We start from the raw sequence: 18,759 nt of genomic DNA on the forward strand, positions 1-18,759 counted from the left end.
ACTGGTGACTGGGGACTGGGGACTGGTGACTGGGGACTGGGGACTGGTGACTGGGGACTGGGGACTGGGGACTGGGGACTGGGGACTGGGGACTGGTGACTGGGTAAAAACTAAATTCTTACTATATATTCCCAATTCCCAATTCCCAATTCCCAATTCCCAATTCCCAATTCCCAATTCCCAATTCCCAATTCCCTGTTCCCTGTTCCCTGTTCCCTGTCCCCTGTCTCCACGACAAGACTTTCTCAGCAACCCCTACTTAATAGAAAATTGCATTTCTAAAAAACTATCAGTTTCCTAGACAAAACTCATGAAATTCTGTCTGGAAAATGGCTCTAAAAATCTTGACTTTATCAGATATAAGTTCACAATATAAGCAAGGGAATTTAAAATTTTAACTCAGTTCTATTCAAACCAGTATTTCAGGAGGTGATCCAAAAATGGGCATAAAAATTTATGACCTCTACCCTAATCATGATGCACAGTTTATTCAGGAAGCAACTCCTGGGGAAATGATCAATATCAAAGGTGGTTTTGGTAGAAGAAGAAGGAGAGATCCAAGCACAACATTAGAAAGTAGTGATATTTCCGCGCTCATGGAAGACATCAATACTAATCTCGATAGATGGAGAATGGACATTGACACCACACTTGAGGACTTGAGACAGTCAATCAATTTTTAACAGATTGGCTGGGTAATTTAACCATAGTTTCCATATTCGTGTGTTTTCTGTTTAGAAATAGATAACGCACGATTTTTTATGCAATTTTCAAAATCATCACACAAGATAGGATAATTGATTTTTGTTTATCTATACTGGACTTACTCAATCAAGATTGGACTAAAAACCTAATTCTTGGTAGGGGTAATTCATGAATTACCCTGACTTTCATTCTTTTTTGTGTAAGTCCTGATATAGCTGTAAACAGAGTATTTAGGACATCTCCTGTAGGGTTTTAGCATTGCTAAACCCCTACTATATCTGTGAAATCTTATGGTTTACTTACAGCAGTTCCAATCTGAATGTTGACTTGAAAAGTCATGTAACTCAAAAATTAATCAGCTATAAAAAAGACATAAATTCATGATTAATGTCTGATCAACCCAGTTCAAACCCTTGATTTTCCAAATTTTCTTCAATAAAAATAGGAGTATCGGTTGAGCAAAGAAAAACTTAACCGCTCCCACAAATTCTCATCATTGTTCTAATCACTGAGAACAAGTCTTTTAGGAGGAAATTATGGCTAGTATTAAACTCTCTGAATTGCAAGTGGCTGGTTCTGAATTATTCCAAGATTCCGAAAGTTTTCTCAACGAAATGAGCGATGTCAATTCCATTTCTGTTTATGGTGGATATAGCAGCACCGTTAGTGATATGTCCACACTCACAAAATTAGCGGAAGCCTTTGTGAATACCTATGGCATTGGACATATCGCTTACTTAGCTAAGTCCTACAGCGAAAAATGGTACTAATTACAGTTTCGTTGTACACCGATTGAACTTTCTGAAAACAAGTCTTTGAGGAGGAAATTATGGCTAGTATTAAACTCTCTGAATTGCAAGTAGCTGGTTCTGAATTATTCCAAGATTCCGAAAGTTTTCTCAACGAAATGAGCGATGCTAATTCTGTTTATGGTGGTGGTAACGATTATGTGAGCGATATGTCTACACTCACAAAATTAGCGGAAGCCTTTGTGAATACCTATGGCATTGGACATATCGGTTACTTAGCTAAGTCCTACAGCGACAAGGGCTACTGGTAATTTTGTAGTTCCCCATAGTGCAATTTTTAATCACTGAGAACAAGTCTTTGAGGAGGAAATTATGGCTAGTATTAAACTCTCTGAATTGCAAGTAGCTGGTTCTGAATTATTCCAAGATTCCGAAAGTTTTCTCAACGAAATGAGCGATGCTAATTCTGTTTATGGTGGTGGTAACGATTATGTGAGCGATGCTTCTACTCTCACAAAATTAGCGGAAGCTTTTGTGAATACCTATGGTATTGGCCATATCGGTTATTTAGCTAAGTCCTACAGCGATGGCTACGGCTACGGCTACTAATAGTCTTTCTTGTAGTGAACGACTGAGCTAAATGGCTCTCCTGGGATCAACGGTAAAAGTAATTTATGTAATTAACATATATCTAATTAACATAAGTTGACTATTTTACCAATAAACCAGGAGAGCCAATAAAAAAATCAACAAAATCTAATTTTTACAGCATTAAATAAATGGCACGAATTATTATTGCTGACCTGCATCCTATTGATTCAGAAGTATTTATCAATGAAGTCAATAATCAGGAGTATCAAGCAGTATTTGGTGGTGTAGATGGTTCTAGTTATCAAATTCTAAATTTTGGTGTTAAGACTCTTGAATTTATGCTTGTAATTGCGGCTATTGATGCTATTTCATTTTTAACAACCTCATTCATAAACAAAGATTATGAATTGACTGGTAGAGACTTTTTATTAGAAAGTATGTACAATATTCAAGAATAAGTATGATTGTTAAATACGGAAGCAAAAATAAGGATTTTTCTGGAAAAATATCAAATATTATTGATTAAAATTTTTTCATTTTCAGTAAAGCTATGCCATTTCTTTTAAGTTCTCAAAACGTTTTTCCTTATCTCATTTCCCAAGGAATTTGTACTCAAGCAGAACAGTCATTGAGTAAAATTGAGTTAAAATCTGCCAAAAATTTTAATTTATTAGTTAGCTTGCCCGATGGTAGTCAATTGTTAGTAAAACAAGAACGTCTTAACCGAGAAGGTAGAACTCGTGGTGAGTTTTTAGATGAATGGCAAGTTCATAATTTTTTCCAAACCTTCCCAGAAGTTAGTCATCTACGCTCATCTTTATCAGAAGTAATTCATTTTGATGCTGAAAATTCCATCATTGTTTTTAATTATCTCAATAACTATCGGGATGTAGCAGAATTTTATGCTAAGGAGAATTTATTCCCGACTAAAATTGCTCGCTCAATAGGAGAAAATTTAGCTTCAATTCATCGTTTAACTTTAGACCGTCAAGAGTATCAGCAATTTTTCCAAAATTCTGAAGTGATCACACAGCCAACAAGTTCTCAGATGAATGGGGGAGTAAATAGAATTACACCAGAAGTATTTGGTCACGTTACATCTGATGGGTTGAAATTCTTTGCACTTTATCAACGTTACGATAATTTAGGAAAAGCGATCGCCAATTTGAAAGAGGCTTTTCATCCTTGTTGTTTAACTCACAATGACCTCAAACTTAACAATATTTTGCTTTCTTTAAATTGGGAAACAGCAGCAGAAAGAGAAATATCCTCAAAATTTTTCTTGCCTGATCAAGATGATCAAATGATTCGTTTAATTGACTGGGAACGTGGTTCTTGGGGAGATCCAGCCAATGATTTAGGATCAATAATTGCTAGTTATTTACAAATTTGGCTATATAGTATGGTAGCTAGTAGAACCATACCCATTGAAGAATCTTTGCGGTTAGCGGCAATTCCTTTACATCTAATACAGCCTTCCATAGCAGAATTAATGGCTACTTATTTAGCTAACTTTCCCGAAATTTTAGAGTGTAGTCCTGAGTTTTTACAACGAGTTGTACAATTTACCGGTTTTTCTTTAACTACATCTATTCAAGCTAAATTGCAACATGAAAGAACCTTTGGTAATTCGGGTATCTGCATTCTTCAAGTCGCCAAAAGCTTATTGTGTCGTCCTCAAGCATCTATGACCACAATTTTTGGCATGGAAGCCTCAGAATTGATACCTACCAATTTATCAATGACTGTCGCTTGATGAGGAGTCAGAAGTCGTAGGGGCGAAGTAGGGGCGAAGTAGGGGCGAAGCATTCGGAAAATAACCTTTTCATAAAATTGATAATTGATTGCCTTCGGCACGCTACGCGAACGCCTGAATGCTTCGCCCTTACAGGAAAATAACCTTTTCATAAAATTGATAATTGATTGCCTTCGGCACGCTACGCGAACGCCTGAATGCTTCGCCCTTACAGGAAAATAACCTTTTCATAAAATTGATAATTGATTGCCTTCGGCACGCTACGCGAACGCCTGAATGCTTCGCCCTTACAGGAAAATAACCTTTTCATAAAATTGATAATTGATTGCCTTCGGCACGCTACGCGAACGCCTGAATGCTTCACCCTTACAGGAAAATAGCTTTGGACAAAAATTGATAATTGGTCGTCCGAATGCTGATGCTTCCAGCACGCTTCGCGAACGCCCGTACAGGAGTCAGGAGGTAGAATTTCTTTAATTTTGACTTTTGACTTGATACCTCCCCACCTCGCCACACCCTACACCCTACACTAGAAACTATGCAACTATTAGATTCGGTACAGTCTCAACTTGCAGAACTGCCCCAGCAATTGCAGACATCACTAGCGGATATTGTCAATAACATTACAATTGAATCTCACCACTGTATCAAGCATCCAAAGTACAAATCTTTAGAATTGCCAGAGTCAGTGATCCCTCGCTTTGAGAAGTTACCACTGGAGATGCAGCAACAGCACTTAAAGTTACAATTGCGTAATTTTATATACAGTGCTTATTATAACGTTGCCACAAAACCTGACCAAAATCCTGATGACGAGGAAAGCAATAGTAAAGTAAACCAAAATCTTGAAAATAATAGTTTATTCGGAGTGGATTTAGAATTCTATGATCTTTTGCATACCAGGAACAAAAGTCAAGGCTACTGGAGTCATAGCTGGCAGATAGTCAGGGAAGAAACAGATGGCAGTTTGGCAGTGCATAAAAATGGGTTAACACTGCACGTTGATCCTAACTTGCATCTGTTACCAACAAAGCAAAAATTAACTGTTGGTAAGTTTGTATCTATTAAAATGCCGAAGAATTTGGTGCAGAAGGGATTTTATATGGCCGTAGCAAATGCAGGTTCCCAAAATAATCATGAGATTACGCGAATTTACTTTAACTTAACACCTGAAGGGGCAGCAGCCGTGATGGAAAGTTTAACAGAAGCACTAAATAATATCGACATTTCATTTTCGTTTAAAGCACTATATAATCCTGTCGATTATCGACGTTATGACTCAGCCGTGCTTTACTTTAACAAAGGCAAATATGAGCTAGTTCACCCAATATTACCAAGAATATATGAGGAAAATAAATCCTATTTTCAAGAGCAAGTACCTTTGTTTACTAAGTTATTAGCACCGGGGTTAGCTTGCGCTGAAGAACCAGAGCAAAAATTTGGTGATCAGGAAAGTTTTGGTACTCATCGCTGTCAAATTATTGCTAATGGTTTAATAGCAGCTTGGCAGCAAGGTGATCATAGCCCAGAAGGTCGTATGACATCTATTATTCAGCAATTTTCTGCGATGAAAATTGACTTACAAAGTCCTTATCTTAATCCCCGTTCTCAGGATATTTACACTCCTTTGTTTTAGTTGCACTTAAGAGCATTTAGCATCTGTGCTAAATGCTAATGATTTTAGCATCAGTACCGTTGATAAATTTGTTTGGCTTCTCATTTTAGAGGTAATGGTATGATTCAAGAAAATTTTGAGCAAAATCAACAATTAGATAAGATATTTAAAGACGCACAGTTTCAACAAATTATCAAAGCTATTATCCTTGGTAAATATGCCTGGGCTTGCGTTTTATTTCTCCACTTTGCTGGATGCGACCCTCTAGACTATATACCCCATGAAATTTATAGTCAATTAATCCAAGATAACTATATTTTTACTGGAGATAAGCAGCATTTAAAGCAGGATAAAAAATTAGAATTTTCTGGTTTAAAGGTAAATTGGGGTAAATTTACGAGCAGTAAACATAGCTCAAATTAAATTTTGGTTACTCATAAATATATCCCCGACTTCTTTGAGAGGTTGGGGATATTAACATGAACATTAAAGTTCAGTTAAGCCTATTTCTCGCAATGAATAAAAAGCTAGATACAAATCAGAGGTTTTCAATTCTTTACTCATGGGTTGTTTTGTTATTTATAATTGCCTTAGCTGGCTTCGCTGAATATTTGTGTAGAAGATTTTTGTGGAGAAGATTGATAATTTTTATCTTCTTCTAAATTGGCTTTTATTTCTAATGTTTTCACTTGTTGTTTTAACCAATTTGTAAATAAATCACCTATGATTTTCACCCGCATCTGTTCATTTAATTGGGGTTTAATAATTTCCTCTACCATAATGATATGCGCTCCTTGAGATGTAATGATTGGTTTGATAATTTGGGGGGGGTTGGCTGCAAAAATAGCGGCGGCTATTTCTGGTCTAAAATCACTGCGTTGGCGCATACCTTGATATCCTCCAGCACGACGAATTTCGGGAGTTTGAATATATTGACGAGCAATTTGGTGGAAACTGATTTCACCTTCTTGCAAAGCATAAAATATTTCTAAAGCTAAATCTTCATCATCTAATATCACTTCATAAGTTACTGCAGCGGTGTAGTCGAGTTGGTGAGCATAAAAAAATGGTTCAACTTTATCTGCAAATAAATGCTCGGCTAATTTTGCAGATACTAAGTTAGTATGGGCGATTTCTTCAAAGTTATCCAAAGAAAGATAATGTTTATTTAACCATGCCCAAGTGTCTTCTGCTTTAATCAGTTTGTTGGCTAATCGTAGGCTATCTGCTGCTTGTTGTAGTTCTTCTGTTGTGATAGTAATATCTTCTTTGATAGCAGTATCCGCAATTATTTTTCTAGTGGCGATCGCTTCTAGTACATTAGGAATTTGGCAAGATATTTTAACATGGTAAAGAATATCCTCAGAAGAAACGCTGATAAATTTTGACATCTTCTAATTCTCCATTATTAATAATTGAGGAGTCAGGAGTAGTTTTACTCTTGACTCCTGACTCCTACTATATTAAAGGTCTAAACCATTCTTTTGCAGCTTTTTGAACGGATCTAAAATAAAGTCAATAACGCGACGTTGACGCACAATAACTTCTGCGGTTGCGGTTTGACCTGGTGTTAAAGGAATACGTTTGTTACCAGCTTGAATATAAGGTTGTTCCAAGGCAATTTCTAACTCATAAGTTTCTAAGCGAGTGGGGCTATTTTCTGGAATTTTAGCATCAGGTGAAATCCAGGTAACACGCCCTTGCGTCACACCATATTCCTGGAAAGGATAAGCATCAAACTTGATTTTTACTGGCATTCCTACCTTCACAAAACCACTTTGTTGACTGGGCATTTGTGCTTTCAAAATTAAAGTAGCACCTTTGGGGGCAATTTGCGCCAGCATCTGTCCTGTTTGCACAACAGAACCGGGTTTTTTCACAGGTAATTCAAAAATTGTGCCATCAATAGGTGATCGCACTACTCGCTGTTGTAATTGCAATTCCAATGATTTAATCTGACTTTTGGTTTGAGTAATTTCTGATGTCACTGAAGTAATTTGTGTTTGTAAATCTTTCAGTTGTTCCTGATTTTTCAACAATGTTAATTTACCTGCTTGTACAACACTTTGATAGCTACTTTCCTGTTCTTGTAAACGCAGTTTTGCTTGTTCAATATCTGACTTAGCTTGAGTCATCATTGAGTTATATCGGCTTACATCTTCCTGAAGACGCAACTGAGATTGTTTAATATTAGCTTTAGCTTCTTCTGCCAACCTTTGACTTTCTTCTGCTGTTTTTTCTATTTCCACAAATCTAATTTGAGGAATTACACCTTGCTTTAAAAGTTGACGATATCGAGCAACTTCTAATAAATCTCGACTTAAACGACTTTTAGCTAAACGATGGGCAATTTGGGTAGAATTGATACTCTGTTTTGCTTGTTCAATTTGAGCGAGTCTTTCCCATTGTTGCAGATTATATGCACTTTGTTTAGCATCCAAGTTTTCTCTTGCTTGATTAACTTGAGCGAGTTTTTCTAATTGTTGGGACTGGTTTTGTTGTTCTTGGATATTTATCGCCAGTAATACTTGATTTTTGAGTAATTCTAATTGAGCTTGGCGATTAACTAAACCTTCTAATTTAGCTTGGGTTTGTTGCATTTCTGTTCGCAAAACTTCAGAATCTATTTCTACTAAAACCTGTCCAGCTTGAACTGTTGCACCTTCTTGAACATTGACAGCAATAACACTACCAGTAACTGCACTATCTAATGTTTGGGTTGCACCTTTGGGTTCTATTCTACCACTAGCATTTCCAGTTTCATCAACTTGAGAAAACATTGTCCAAGGTAAGGCTACTGCTGTAAAACTAACTAGTAAATAGAGCATTGAGCGTGTCCAGGCTTTAGGTAAAGCATCTAATAATTCTTCCGTACCATAAAACCAATCTTTTTCTGTAGTTGCTGTCTGTTTTTCCTGTTGAATATCAGCAGAATGAGTTTGTCCTGATATCAAAATGGCTGAGGATGAATTGTAAGTTGATTGTGGCATATTTTAATTATTTGTCAATTTGTAAGGTAGAAAATGATTTTTTCAAGTAAGAAGTCAGGAGTTGTAGGGGCGACGCATTCGGAAAATAACCTGTGATAAAAATTGATAATTGTTAGCCCGAATGCTGATGCTTCCAGCACGCTTCGCGAACGCCCTTACAGGAGTCAGAAGTTAGAATATTTGTTTGTAGCAGGAATCCACAGGAGAAAGTTTTTTCATCAACAACCAATGACTCGAAAACTTTCATTTATACTGAACCCTGAATCCTTACTTTTTTCAAGCCAATTTATATGAAAAAGCCCTTTGATTCTTAAATAAATTCAGTTGAAAATCCAACATACATATTAGAGACGTTGTATGCAACGTCTCTTGATTTATATTGAAGATTAAGGTGATTGGTGATTGGTGATTAGTGACTGGGAAGAAAATCAATAATTACCTATTCCCTATTCCCTATTCCCTTCTTACTGTCACCTGTCACCTATTTACTGACTTAACCTGTAGCAGCTAGTTGTTGTTGATTGAGATAATAATAATGTCCTTTTTTAGCAATCAATTCTTCGTGAGTACCGCTTTCCACTAAAACACCGCGATCTAAAACTAAAATCAGGTCAGCATTACGCACAGTAGAAAGACGATGGGCAATAATTAAACTTGTGCGTCCTTTAAGGATTTTTTTGAGATTGTTCTGAATAATTCTCTCAGATTCAGCATCAAGATGACTGGTAGCTTCATCTAATATTAAAAGGCGCGGATTTCCTAATAATGCACGTGCTATGGCTAGGCGTTGGCGTTGTCCTCCTGATAACATTCCTCCACCTTCTCCAATTTGGGTTTCATAACCCATTGGCATCCGTTTAATAAACTCATCTGCACCTGCCAATTGTGCTGCTTCAATAATTTCTTCTAGACTGGCTTCGGGGTGAGCTATGCTGATATTTTCCCGAATTGTACCACCAAATAAAAATGTTTCTTGGTCAACAACTCCTATTTGCGATCGCAAGGATTTTAAGGCAATACTAGTCACATCTTGATTGTCAATTAATACTCTACCATCCGTCGGCAGATATAACCCTAAAATCAATTTAGAGAGTGTGGTTTTTCCTGAGCCACTGCGCCCAACTACGGCTACAGTTTGTTTAGGTTGAATTTCAAAACTTAAATTTTCTAGAATGTTAACCTCGCTGTCTGAATGATAGCGAAATGTCACATTATCAAAACAAATTCTTCCATGTAATCTTGGTAAATTTTGCCGGGGTTGTATTGCTAAATCTTCTTCTACTTCGGCTTCTAAGACATCATTAATCCGCTCGGTAGAAACAATCACTTCTTGTAATTGATTCCATAATACAATTAACCTTTGAAAAGGTTGAATAATGTTGCCCAATAACATATTAAAAGCCACTAATTGACCAATAGTTAATTGATTTTGAATCACTAACCATGCTCCAAACCACAATAAACCAGTGGTAGCTAGGGATTGAATGGTAGAACTAATTATTTGCAATTGGTTGCCGATTACCTGAACGCTAAAATTTTTCTTAGTCAAGTTATTTAGCAATTCTTCCCAATGCCAACGCACTGTTTGTTCAATAGCCATTGATCGAATAGAAGAAATGCCAGATAAACTTTGAATTAAGTAACTATTTTCTTTGGTTACCGCACCAAAGACTTCACGGCTCATGCGTCTTAAAAAAGGCGTAGCAAAAAAAGCTAAACAGACAAAAGGTGGAACTATTGCTAATACTAACAAAGCCAAAGGTGGACTATACCAAAACATCAAACCGACATAGATAAACACGGTCAGCAAATCTAAAATAATAGATAATGCTTCACCAGTAAGAAACCGTTGAATTTTTTGATTTTCTTGGACGCGAGAAACAATATCACCGACGTAACGCGACTCAAAAAATGACAAAGGTAAACGAAATGTATGTTTAATAAATCCCACCAACAAAGCTACACTAATTTTATTGGCTGTGTGGTCTAATAAATATTGTCTGAGTCCATTGATGATAACACGAAATAAGCCAAAAATTAGCAAACCAAACCCAACAGTATTTAAAGTAATGGTGCTACCTTGAACAATGACTCTATCTAATAATAGTTGAGTAAATAAAGGTGTCACCAGTCCAAAAACTTGAATTAATACCGAAGCTACAAATACTTCTAGTAATACCTGAAAGTGAGGTTTAACTAAATCAAATAACTGCCAAAATGGTGTATTCGTTTCTGGGGTGTCTTTGAGTGATTTTGTCGGTTGTAATAACAACGCATAACCAGTCCAACCGGCTTTAAATTCCCCGATAGTGAGGGTGCGTTGACCAATAGCAGGATCAGCAACAATTACCTGTTTTTTGGTGATTTCATAGACAACGATGTAATGTTTACCTTCCCAGTGGGCGATCGCTGGTAATGGTTGTTGTGCTAATTTATCTAAACTAGCTTTTACTGGACGAGTAGCAAAACCAATACTTTCAGCCGCAGAAGTTAAACTCCGCATAGATGCACCAGCACGGTTAACATTAGCAAGTTCCCGCAAGCGATTTATACTGAAATTTTTACCCCAATAACGGCTAATCATCACTAAGCAAGCTGCACCACAATCAGAAGCACTTTGTTGTTCAAAATATGGGTAGCGTTTGCTAATTTTGCGCCACCAATTACTGGCGGTGACAGTAGGACTAGGAAAGTATTTTTGGCGTTGTTTGGGGCGTTGTTTCGATTGTGGTTGAGGTTGGTTTCTCGGTTGGGGAAATTGAATGACATTGGGATTTTTGGGTTTAACTTCGCGCTTGATCGGTTCGGTAATTGGTATATTTTCTGCTGCAATTAATGTACTAAGTTGCGGCCAATGTTGTATTGCTTGTTGCCAATCAGCTTGACGTAAAATGTAAGCTATTGTTGGTTCTGTTGCTTGCCAATTTTCCTGTGGGGGATTTGCCAAAATATTACCAGGTGTTAATTTTGTACCTTGAGCATTTTGTAATTCTCCCTGCCTTACTAACAACAGTTTAGCATCTTTAATGATTTGGGAATTGACAGTACCAATGTCTAAATTTTGTTTGGTAAATAAGGACAATGCTGTTAACATTTCCTCTACTGATTCATGGCGGGGAATAGCAGAGTTTTGGCACAATAACAGCAATGTATCCCAAAGTTCTGCCTTCAGGAATAGGCGCTCCCATACTGTCGAAATCTTATTAATTACCTCCTGGGGAAGATAACCTATTTTTAAATTCATAGAAGCTCTAGCTACATAATTGCTAAACTTCTGTTCGGGAAAAAGTGTCAACTCTCCAAATGATGAACCAGATGTTAAAGTCGTAATTAAATTATTTTCACCATCTAATAGTCTGACTTTACCAGCCAAAACTAAATAAATTCCTGGTGCTGCGGTGGCTGATTGCCAAAATTGCTTGGCTATTGGTGGTTCAATAATTTCTAAGGCTTGAATACAATTTTCTAAGTCTTTTTTAGACAGAGAATCACCCAAAATTTGGGTAATTTGTGCGGCTAATTGTTCCTGAGAAAAATTTGATGTCATTTTCTTACCTCCCAAGTTTAGTTATTGGTCTGAATTAAATTAAATGACCAATTGAAACTAGGTTCGGAGTTAGATTGCAAATCGCAAATGGTGATATTAGCATCCTGATTTGACAGATTTTTTTGTTGTTGGGAACTTTTGAATTTGGTAGAAAGTCCCATTTGTTTAAGCAAGCGATTAATGTGGCGATCGCTAATTTCAATTCCTAATTCATTGGCTAAATGTTTACTCAACCATTGAGCAGTCCAAGATCCAAAAGCATAGCCATATTCACGGGGACTATGAGTTACCAATTCTTTCAATCTTTCAATATATTGATTATTAACTGTTTTCGGTCTACCTATCCTTCTTTCATTCCATTTATGAGCCATTCCCGCCTCAGCAATACCGATCCAATATCTTGCCATCTCCTGAGAACAACCAATAATTTCACAGATATGAGATTGAGATTTACCCATATCTGCTAACAAGATAATTTCAATTCGTCTGCGATATTCTGGTTGTAAATCAGTTTGCAAGTTTTTTAACAATGTTCTCCTTTGAAAAGGTGTTAAAAACTTGCTATCGTGTGCATCGTAAAGATCCAAAACTTGATTTTGATGAGAAGAGAATGACATAATTCTTACCAGTTGCCGAATACTGTAAAATTTGGGCTAATTCACCTGTTACATCTGTTGCTAAAATCCAGATGTAAAATTCATAAATCACTTCTAACTAACTAAATATTTATGATATTTATGACGTGCTATGCAGCTAAAGCTGGCTGAAAAAATATACAGTAAAACACCTTTAAATCTTTATAATTGATTAATTCATAATTAGTTTTGAATAGAGATTTAGATCCCAAGCAAAACCTGGCTGCTTAGAGAATTGTTAAATTATCAGCAGTCTTTTAATTATGAATTATGAATTAGTAATTACTAATTGTTTTTAATCCTGCAATGCAGGTTCATCCAGCACCTTGCAAAGATTTAAGTTAGTTAGGTTGTGATTACCCAATCAGATTAAATGTGTTCCACAAATTGCAGCCTACAAATCATTTTGTTGGGGACAGGAAGCTATTTATTTTTTAACACTAGCTTAACACTATAATTTTCTCATCAGCAGATTTTCATAAATCTGAAATTGTTTCTCAGCCAAGTTATCAGCCAAGTTAAAAGACAAGTTAAAAGACAATGCCAAATTTCTTCATGCTTTGTCTTGAAATACTATTAGTCATGGCATAATTTTCCTACATATTCACGAAAGTTTTATGAAAGTTTATACAAGGGCAGATAGTCTTTCTTGAATCTTTATACTAATCTTACATCAAATTTATATTTTTTGACGCAATACTTTAGTTTGATGAAATGCACCTTGATCTAAAATATTTAAATTCTTCATTTAAATTCTTCAATTTTGCAAAAATATAAAAAATAAATATGTTTTCCTAAAAAATAGATAAACCTCTACCTATTGAAGTAAACATATATTCTATTACCATCGGAAATATACCAAATTTTTATCTATCTGTAGTATGAGAATTTTCAATTAGATTTGTAACCTGTTAGTCATAAGTCAACTGATTTAATAAATCTAACCTGCGATAAATAATGAAACAAAAAATATAGTGTACTAAGTAGGAAGTAAGGGTTTAGCATTGCTAAACCCTTACCTGAATGTAATACCTAGATCCCCGACTTCTTCAAGAAGCAGGGGATCTATCCACTTTTGATTTTACGTTTAATTATGTTAAGCTACTGATATAGCGTTTCCCAGTCTAATGAAGTACACACCAATTTATTCACTGTTCCCTAAAACACAAAAACTTTGTACCTCACTAGCATGGGAATAGCTATAAAAAAAGAAGCTGTGTAATTTACCAGCTTCCATGATCGGTTAATAAATTGCCAATTGATGCAGTAGAGATAATCCTGTTTGGGAGAAATAGGATTACCATAAATGAAGCAGAAGTGTGATAAATCAAGGTGCTACACTCAAGGTACTATCAGCCATAAGGAAGATTTCACCGTAACTTTTCAATTTCCCATTTTACTGTCAGTGCTAAAGATGATCGTAAAAAACTAACATCTAAAATAGCCGTAGAATTTTGCTAACAATCTCAAATTTCGGGTTAGCCATTACCCAAATTTGTAATTGTTTAAACTGTCGGGAAAAAAGAACCACCAATAGTTACGCTTCATCTGTCTTGGTGTAAAAGGTAAACATTTGGTTGTTAGGAAAAAGCCTAACGGTAGGCTATTTCCACAGCTATTTATGTTGTTATTTATAATTTATAGGATTTTACGGATGTATATTTGCCATTCTGGCAGAATCTTACACTGGCTTTGGTAATAGGTAATGGGTAATTGGTAATGGGTAATAGGTAATGGGTAATTGATAATTGATAATAGATCCCCGAATTGTTGAAGAAGTCGGGGATCTGGGTATGACGTTTTTTAAGGTTGAGTTACTGAGAAAATCCTGTACATCCTGATTCAGAAATCAAACTTCTGCGTAATGTTCCTGTTCTCGTTCTACAAAACTCTGAACACGGTTGCGATAGCTTCTCAAACTATCATCTACCCAATCGCGATCGCTGCTGTTAACAAATAAATGTACCAAAGGTTCACTAGCATCGGGTAAAACCAACACCCAACTATCATCATAAGGTTGACAAATTTTCACCCCATCAATTAATTCCAAATTTTGCGCGGGGTGAGTTTCCACCAAATAACGCATCAACGCTCCCTTAGCAGTCCAAGGACAACGAACGGTAGAATTTTTGTGAATAACGCGGGGTAATTCAGCACGGACAGCAGCAAGCGATCGCTCTTGAATTGTCAGCATTTCAATCAACTTCGCAATGCAAAACATGGAATCAAAACCCGGATGTAAATGCGGGAAAATAAAACCAGTTTCTCCACTTCCCCCTAAAACCACATGGGGATTTTTTTGACAAGCTTCCATCAACGCTGTCGGGTTAGCCTTAGTTCTAATTACCCTCCCATCATGACGACGTGCTACCTGTTCCACCGCACTAGAAGCATGAACCGGTACAACTACTGAACCTCTAGGATTAGATGTTAAAATCATTTCCACCATCAACGCCGTCAACATTTCTCCCCGCACGGGATAACCAGACTCATCCACTAAAATCAACTGTTCCCCATTTGCTGATACCTGTACCCCAAAATTAGCCTTGAGTGCTTCCACCACATGACCTAACTGAGTTAACAAACCTTCCCTCGTAGTAGTCGTCATCGCGGTTTTATTCACACTGGCATTCAAAACCACCGCATCAGCACCAAACTTATCTAACATCTGCGGTAACACAGCCCCTGAAACCGCATAAACATAGTCAATTACAACCTTTGCCCGACTATTACGCAAAGTTTCCACATTCAAAAGCTTTTCAAAAGCAGTACAGTAACGTTCAATCACCTGACTAGGATATACCACATCACCTATTTCGTGACTTTGCGCCCTCCGCATATCTTCTTTAAAATACGCCCCCTCAATTTTCTTTTCCTGGGCTTTGGTAATATTAATCCCCTTGCTATCCATGAATTCAATCAGGATATAATCAGGACGATCCGGGTGTACCCGCACATGAATACCACCCGCTACCCCAATTTTGGGAATCACGGTTCTAGTAATAGGAATAGCTGTCGAATCAAGATTTTGCACATCTACACCTACCGACATCAACCCAGCAATGAGAGAACGAGTTACCATTCGTGACACATTCCGCTGATCACGGGAAACACTCACCTGAGAACCGGGTTTTAAAGTCGAACCATAGGCAGCACCCAATTTGACAGCAAATTCCGGGCTAATATCAATATTAGCTAAACCTTGTACCCCCCGTTGACCAAATAAATTTCTTTGGGCAGTGTTACCCCAAATCAAATTAATGTTTAAAACAGCACCTGATTCAATTTTCTTACTTGGCCAAACTCGCACCCCAGGGCTGATTTGTGCTTCTTCTCCCACCGTAGAAAGCGAACCCACTACAGCAGCTTCTAATACATGAGCGCGGCGATCAACACGAGTCCCACGGGAGATTATACAAGCTGATAATTGGGCTTCATCGCCTATTATTGCGCCATTCCAAACTATAGGACGTTTTAAATTTGCATCTGCCCCAATAGTTACATTATCACCAATAATCGTCCCATCTTCAATTTGTACCCTTGCCCCAATGCGACAATTATCACCAATTATGGCAGGACTTTCAATTCTCGCACTGGGATCAATATAAGTATTTTGACCTATCCACACCCCAGAAGAAACTTCTTGATATGCAAACTCTAGTTTTACCTTCTTAGCTAAAGCATCATATTGCGCTTCCCGATAAGCATCTAAATGACCCACATCACACCAGTAACCTTGGGCAATATAGCCATAAATTGGTTCATTTTTCGCCAATAGTAAAGGAAATAAATCTTTAGAAAAATCGGATTCTGTATGTTCTGGCAAATATTCCAAAACTTCTGGTTCTAAAATATATGTTCCTGTATTCACAGTATCAGAAAAAATTTCACTAGTGGAAGGTTTTTCTAAGAATCGGTTGATACGTCCTTCTTCATCTGTAATTACTACCCCAAATTCAATCGGGTTAGGAACACGGGTTAAAATTAAAGTAGCTTTAGATTGTTTTTGTTTGTGAAATTCAATAGCTGCCGTCAGGTCAAAATCTGTGATACTATCACCACTAATCACTAAAAAAGTTTCATCCAAAAGTTCAGCAATATTTTTAACACAACCTGCTGTTCCTAAAGGTTGGTCTTCTTCGATAGAGTATGTCATTTGTACGCCAAAATCGCTACCATCTTGGAAGTAATCTCGCAGGACATCGGGTAAATAGTGTAACGTAGCAATTATTTCTGTAATGTTATGCCGTTTGAGAAGATTGATAATATGTTCTGCAATGGGTCGGTTTAATATCGGCACCATTGGTTTTGGTAGATCACAGGTTAAAGGACGTAATCTTGTCCCTGAACCACCTGCCATTAGCACTGCACGCATAAATCCTCCTAATTACAGCCTTGGCTGCATCGAGATTCGTTATAAAAATTGGTTCTTCTTTATTTAGTCTCCTATGAATATTGATCTTTGAGGAACTTCCACAAGAAACATTTGATAAAAATTAAGTAAATCGACGCTTAAAATTATGTAAATAGTATTATTACAGCCCCGTATTTACATTACCCTTATTATATTTAACATAGCTGTAAATTTTCCCTACATCTTCCTATAAACTGCTGCTAATTCAGAACAATCAACTAACAACCAAACCTAAGTGTTCTGGATTTATTAGTAGCAATAGACATAATATACAAAAGTAATATAAATTTACATATACTTCTATATTTTTATTAACAATCTCTAGGACTTACGCCAGGATCAACCAAATATGAGGTATGGATTTCAGGCTTTTTAACGTGATTTTTTAATGATTTTTGGGCGATAGCGAAGCGCTGCTGCAAGCAGTTCGCTATTAATCGGAAGTTAATCGACAAAAGCCTGAAACGACGGATTCTCTTTCATGCACATCATGGTGAATTTATACAGTGCGTATGTCCTAATCTCTATAAATACCCCCATATTGGCATTGACTACCAAGCCGCATTCTGCAATACTATATCCTAACTAATATCAAGACATTGCAAAGTTAAGAGTTAAGTTTTACCTGCACCAATAGCGAAAAGCTTTGAAAAACTGTATTTTGGTAAGCAAATCTCTGCAATGTTTATGACTTATGATGCACAATTTTCTGTATTTACCATAGGAGTAGATTGTAATGGAATTAATTATTGTTGGGTTAACTGTGACTTATGTATTGGGCGCAGTGAAATTCTGGTCTGGTTTTAATAAGACTCATTTTACACAAACATTACTGAATCGTGTTGGATTTAGTTTATTATGGCCAGTTTTGTTTATTGCTAATTCGTCCTATCGTCGCAATTTTAAAAGAGCATTGAGAGATTAATTCATAATTCGTAAACAAGGGAATAGGTGACAGGTGATACAATTATGGATTTTCGATTTTGGATTTTGGATTGTTTTTGTTAACTCCAATCTAAAATCTAAAATCTAAAATCTCAAATCATTCTGACTTCTGACTCCTCCTGCAATTATGAATTATGAATTATGAATTATGAATTAAAAAGCTTGAATCCACTCTTTAATAGAATACTCTGTCCAGATGCCATTTTGCCAATAAGGATCAGCTTCCACTAACTGACGCACGGTGTTTTCGTCTTCCGCTTCATAAATTCCAAAAACTTTGGTGACATCTTTAGTCGGACCCAGGGTAATTAAAATTCCTGCTTCTTTTTGTTTTGCTAGTCCTTCTAAGTGTGCTTGACGGTGGGGTTCTCGTTTGGTTAGTACGTCTTCGCAGTAGCTTCCCCACATTACGTATTTTGGCATGGTGTTGTTATTTTTATAATTGGTGAAATATTTATTTTAGATGTATTGGGAATTGTAGTCAATTATGATGAGGGGATATTTGGTATAATTTATATGATTAGTCTCTCCTAGATAACGAGCAAATATAGGTTAAAAATTTTATGATACCGATGATTCCGATACAAAAAAGCTAACTAATGCTAACAAAAGTTGGCTTTTTCTTCCTGTTTCACCCTAGCAGTGTCGGCACTATCTAGTCCACAGGCTAACACGATCAATCTGACCGCTTCTTGTTTTAAATTAATCGCAGCGTTTAAATCTCTGTCAATCTCAAAGCCACAGTTATCACATTTAAACACTCTTTGAGATAATGACAGTGATGATTTCTTTTCTCCACAAGTTGAGCAAGT

16 protein-coding genes are annotated in these 18,759 nt (G+C 36.7%); 9 read left to right on the forward strand and 7 right to left on the reverse strand.

The annotated features are described in order from the left end of the window. The first annotated feature begins 440 nt into the window (after positions 1 to 440). From H6F47_RS21870 to H6F47_RS21905, 8 genes are all read left to right on the forward strand, one after another. Complete coding sequence (locus tag H6F47_RS21870; protein ID WP_137667887.1) at positions 441 to 683, forward strand: hypothetical protein; 243 nt, start codon at positions 441 to 443, stop codon at positions 681 to 683. Positions 684 to 1,241: 558 nt separating this feature from the next. After that, positions 1,242 to 1,475: a hypothetical protein gene (locus tag H6F47_RS21875; RefSeq protein WP_096569979.1), complete on the forward strand. Its 234-nt coding sequence runs from the start codon at positions 1,242 to 1,244 to the stop codon at positions 1,473 to 1,475. A gap of 59 nt (positions 1,476 to 1,534) precedes the next feature. Further along, positions 1,535 to 1,765 carry a hypothetical protein gene (locus H6F47_RS21880; protein WP_096569975.1) on the forward strand — a complete coding sequence of 77 codons (231 nt, stop codon included), beginning with the start codon at positions 1,535 to 1,537 and terminating at the stop codon, positions 1,763 to 1,765. A gap of 61 nt (positions 1,766 to 1,826) precedes the next feature. After that, positions 1,827 to 2,063 (forward strand): hypothetical protein, encoded by a 237-nt coding sequence (locus tag H6F47_RS21885; RefSeq protein WP_096569973.1) that lies wholly within the window; start codon positions 1,827 to 1,829, stop codon positions 2,061 to 2,063. 170 nt (positions 2,064 to 2,233) lie between these two features. Further along, on the forward strand, positions 2,234 to 2,503 hold the full coding sequence (locus tag H6F47_RS21890) for a hypothetical protein (RefSeq protein ID WP_137668723.1): 270 nt from the start codon (positions 2,234 to 2,236) through the stop codon (positions 2,501 to 2,503). 92 nt (positions 2,504 to 2,595) lie between these two features. Then, on the forward strand, positions 2,596 to 3,801 hold the full coding sequence (locus H6F47_RS21895; protein ID WP_190650969.1) for a phosphotransferase: 1,206 nt from the start codon (positions 2,596 to 2,598) through the stop codon (positions 3,799 to 3,801). Positions 3,802 to 4,339: 538 nt separating this feature from the next. After that, positions 4,340 to 5,437, forward strand: coding sequence for a T3SS effector HopA1 family protein (locus H6F47_RS21900; RefSeq protein WP_137668721.1), 1,098 nt, complete (start codon positions 4,340 to 4,342; stop codon positions 5,435 to 5,437). Between the two features lie 99 nt (positions 5,438 to 5,536). Then, positions 5,537 to 5,839: a HetP family heterocyst commitment protein gene (locus tag H6F47_RS21905; protein WP_096572749.1), complete on the forward strand. Its 303-nt coding sequence runs from the start codon at positions 5,537 to 5,539 to the stop codon at positions 5,837 to 5,839. A gap of 167 nt (positions 5,840 to 6,006) precedes the next feature. Here the strand turns inward: H6F47_RS21905 and H6F47_RS21910 are convergent, their stop codons facing one another. The 5 genes from H6F47_RS21910 to H6F47_RS21930 form a co-directional block, all read right to left on the reverse strand. Next, the gene (locus tag H6F47_RS21910) at positions 6,007 to 6,807 is read right to left on the reverse strand and encodes a peptidylprolyl isomerase (protein ID WP_137668719.1); all 801 of its coding nucleotides are present in this window, start codon (positions 6,805 to 6,807) and stop codon (positions 6,007 to 6,009) included. 72 nt (positions 6,808 to 6,879) lie between these two features. Continuing rightward, positions 6,880 to 8,406, reverse strand: coding sequence for an HlyD family efflux transporter periplasmic adaptor subunit (locus H6F47_RS21915; protein ID WP_137668718.1), 1,527 nt, complete (start codon positions 8,404 to 8,406; stop codon positions 6,880 to 6,882). Positions 8,407 to 8,899: 493 nt separating this feature from the next. Then, on the reverse strand, positions 8,900 to 11,953 hold the full coding sequence (locus tag H6F47_RS21920; protein WP_190650972.1) for an ABC transporter transmembrane domain-containing protein: 3,054 nt from the start codon (positions 11,951 to 11,953) through the stop codon (positions 8,900 to 8,902). Between the two features lie 17 nt (positions 11,954 to 11,970). After that, entirely contained in the window at positions 11,971 to 12,570 is a 600-nt protein-coding gene (locus H6F47_RS21925; protein ID WP_096569959.1) for a helix-turn-helix domain-containing protein, read from the reverse strand. Between the two features lie 1,867 nt (positions 12,571 to 14,437). Then, positions 14,438 to 16,963 carry a mannose-1-phosphate guanyltransferase gene (locus H6F47_RS21930; RefSeq protein ID WP_190347290.1) on the reverse strand — a complete coding sequence of 842 codons (2,526 nt, stop codon included), beginning with the start codon at positions 16,961 to 16,963 and terminating at the stop codon, positions 14,438 to 14,440. Positions 16,964 to 17,738: 775 nt separating this feature from the next. Between H6F47_RS21930 and H6F47_RS28165 the strand changes: the two genes are divergently transcribed. Beyond that, the gene (locus tag H6F47_RS28165; protein ID WP_137669113.1) at positions 17,739 to 17,927 is read left to right on the forward strand and encodes a hypothetical protein; all 189 of its coding nucleotides are present in this window, start codon (positions 17,739 to 17,741) and stop codon (positions 17,925 to 17,927) included. A 173-nt stretch (positions 17,928 to 18,100) separates the two neighbouring features. On the opposite strand, the gene H6F47_RS21935 is transcribed toward H6F47_RS28165, so the two are convergent. Further along, positions 18,101 to 18,370 (reverse strand): YciI family protein, encoded by a 270-nt coding sequence (locus H6F47_RS21935; protein ID WP_137669112.1) that lies wholly within the window; start codon positions 18,368 to 18,370, stop codon positions 18,101 to 18,103. 179 nt (positions 18,371 to 18,549) lie between these two features. Beyond that, positions 18,550 to 18,759, reverse strand: a 210-nt coding sequence (locus tag H6F47_RS21940) for a zinc ribbon domain-containing protein (protein WP_190650974.1), incomplete at its 5' end; no start/stop codon positions are given.

It is taken from the genome of Sphaerospermopsis sp. FACHB-1094 (genome assembly GCF_014696195.1).
Taxonomy (GTDB): Bacteria; Cyanobacteriota; Cyanobacteriia; order Cyanobacteriales; family Nostocaceae; genus Sphaerospermopsis; species Sphaerospermopsis kisseleviana.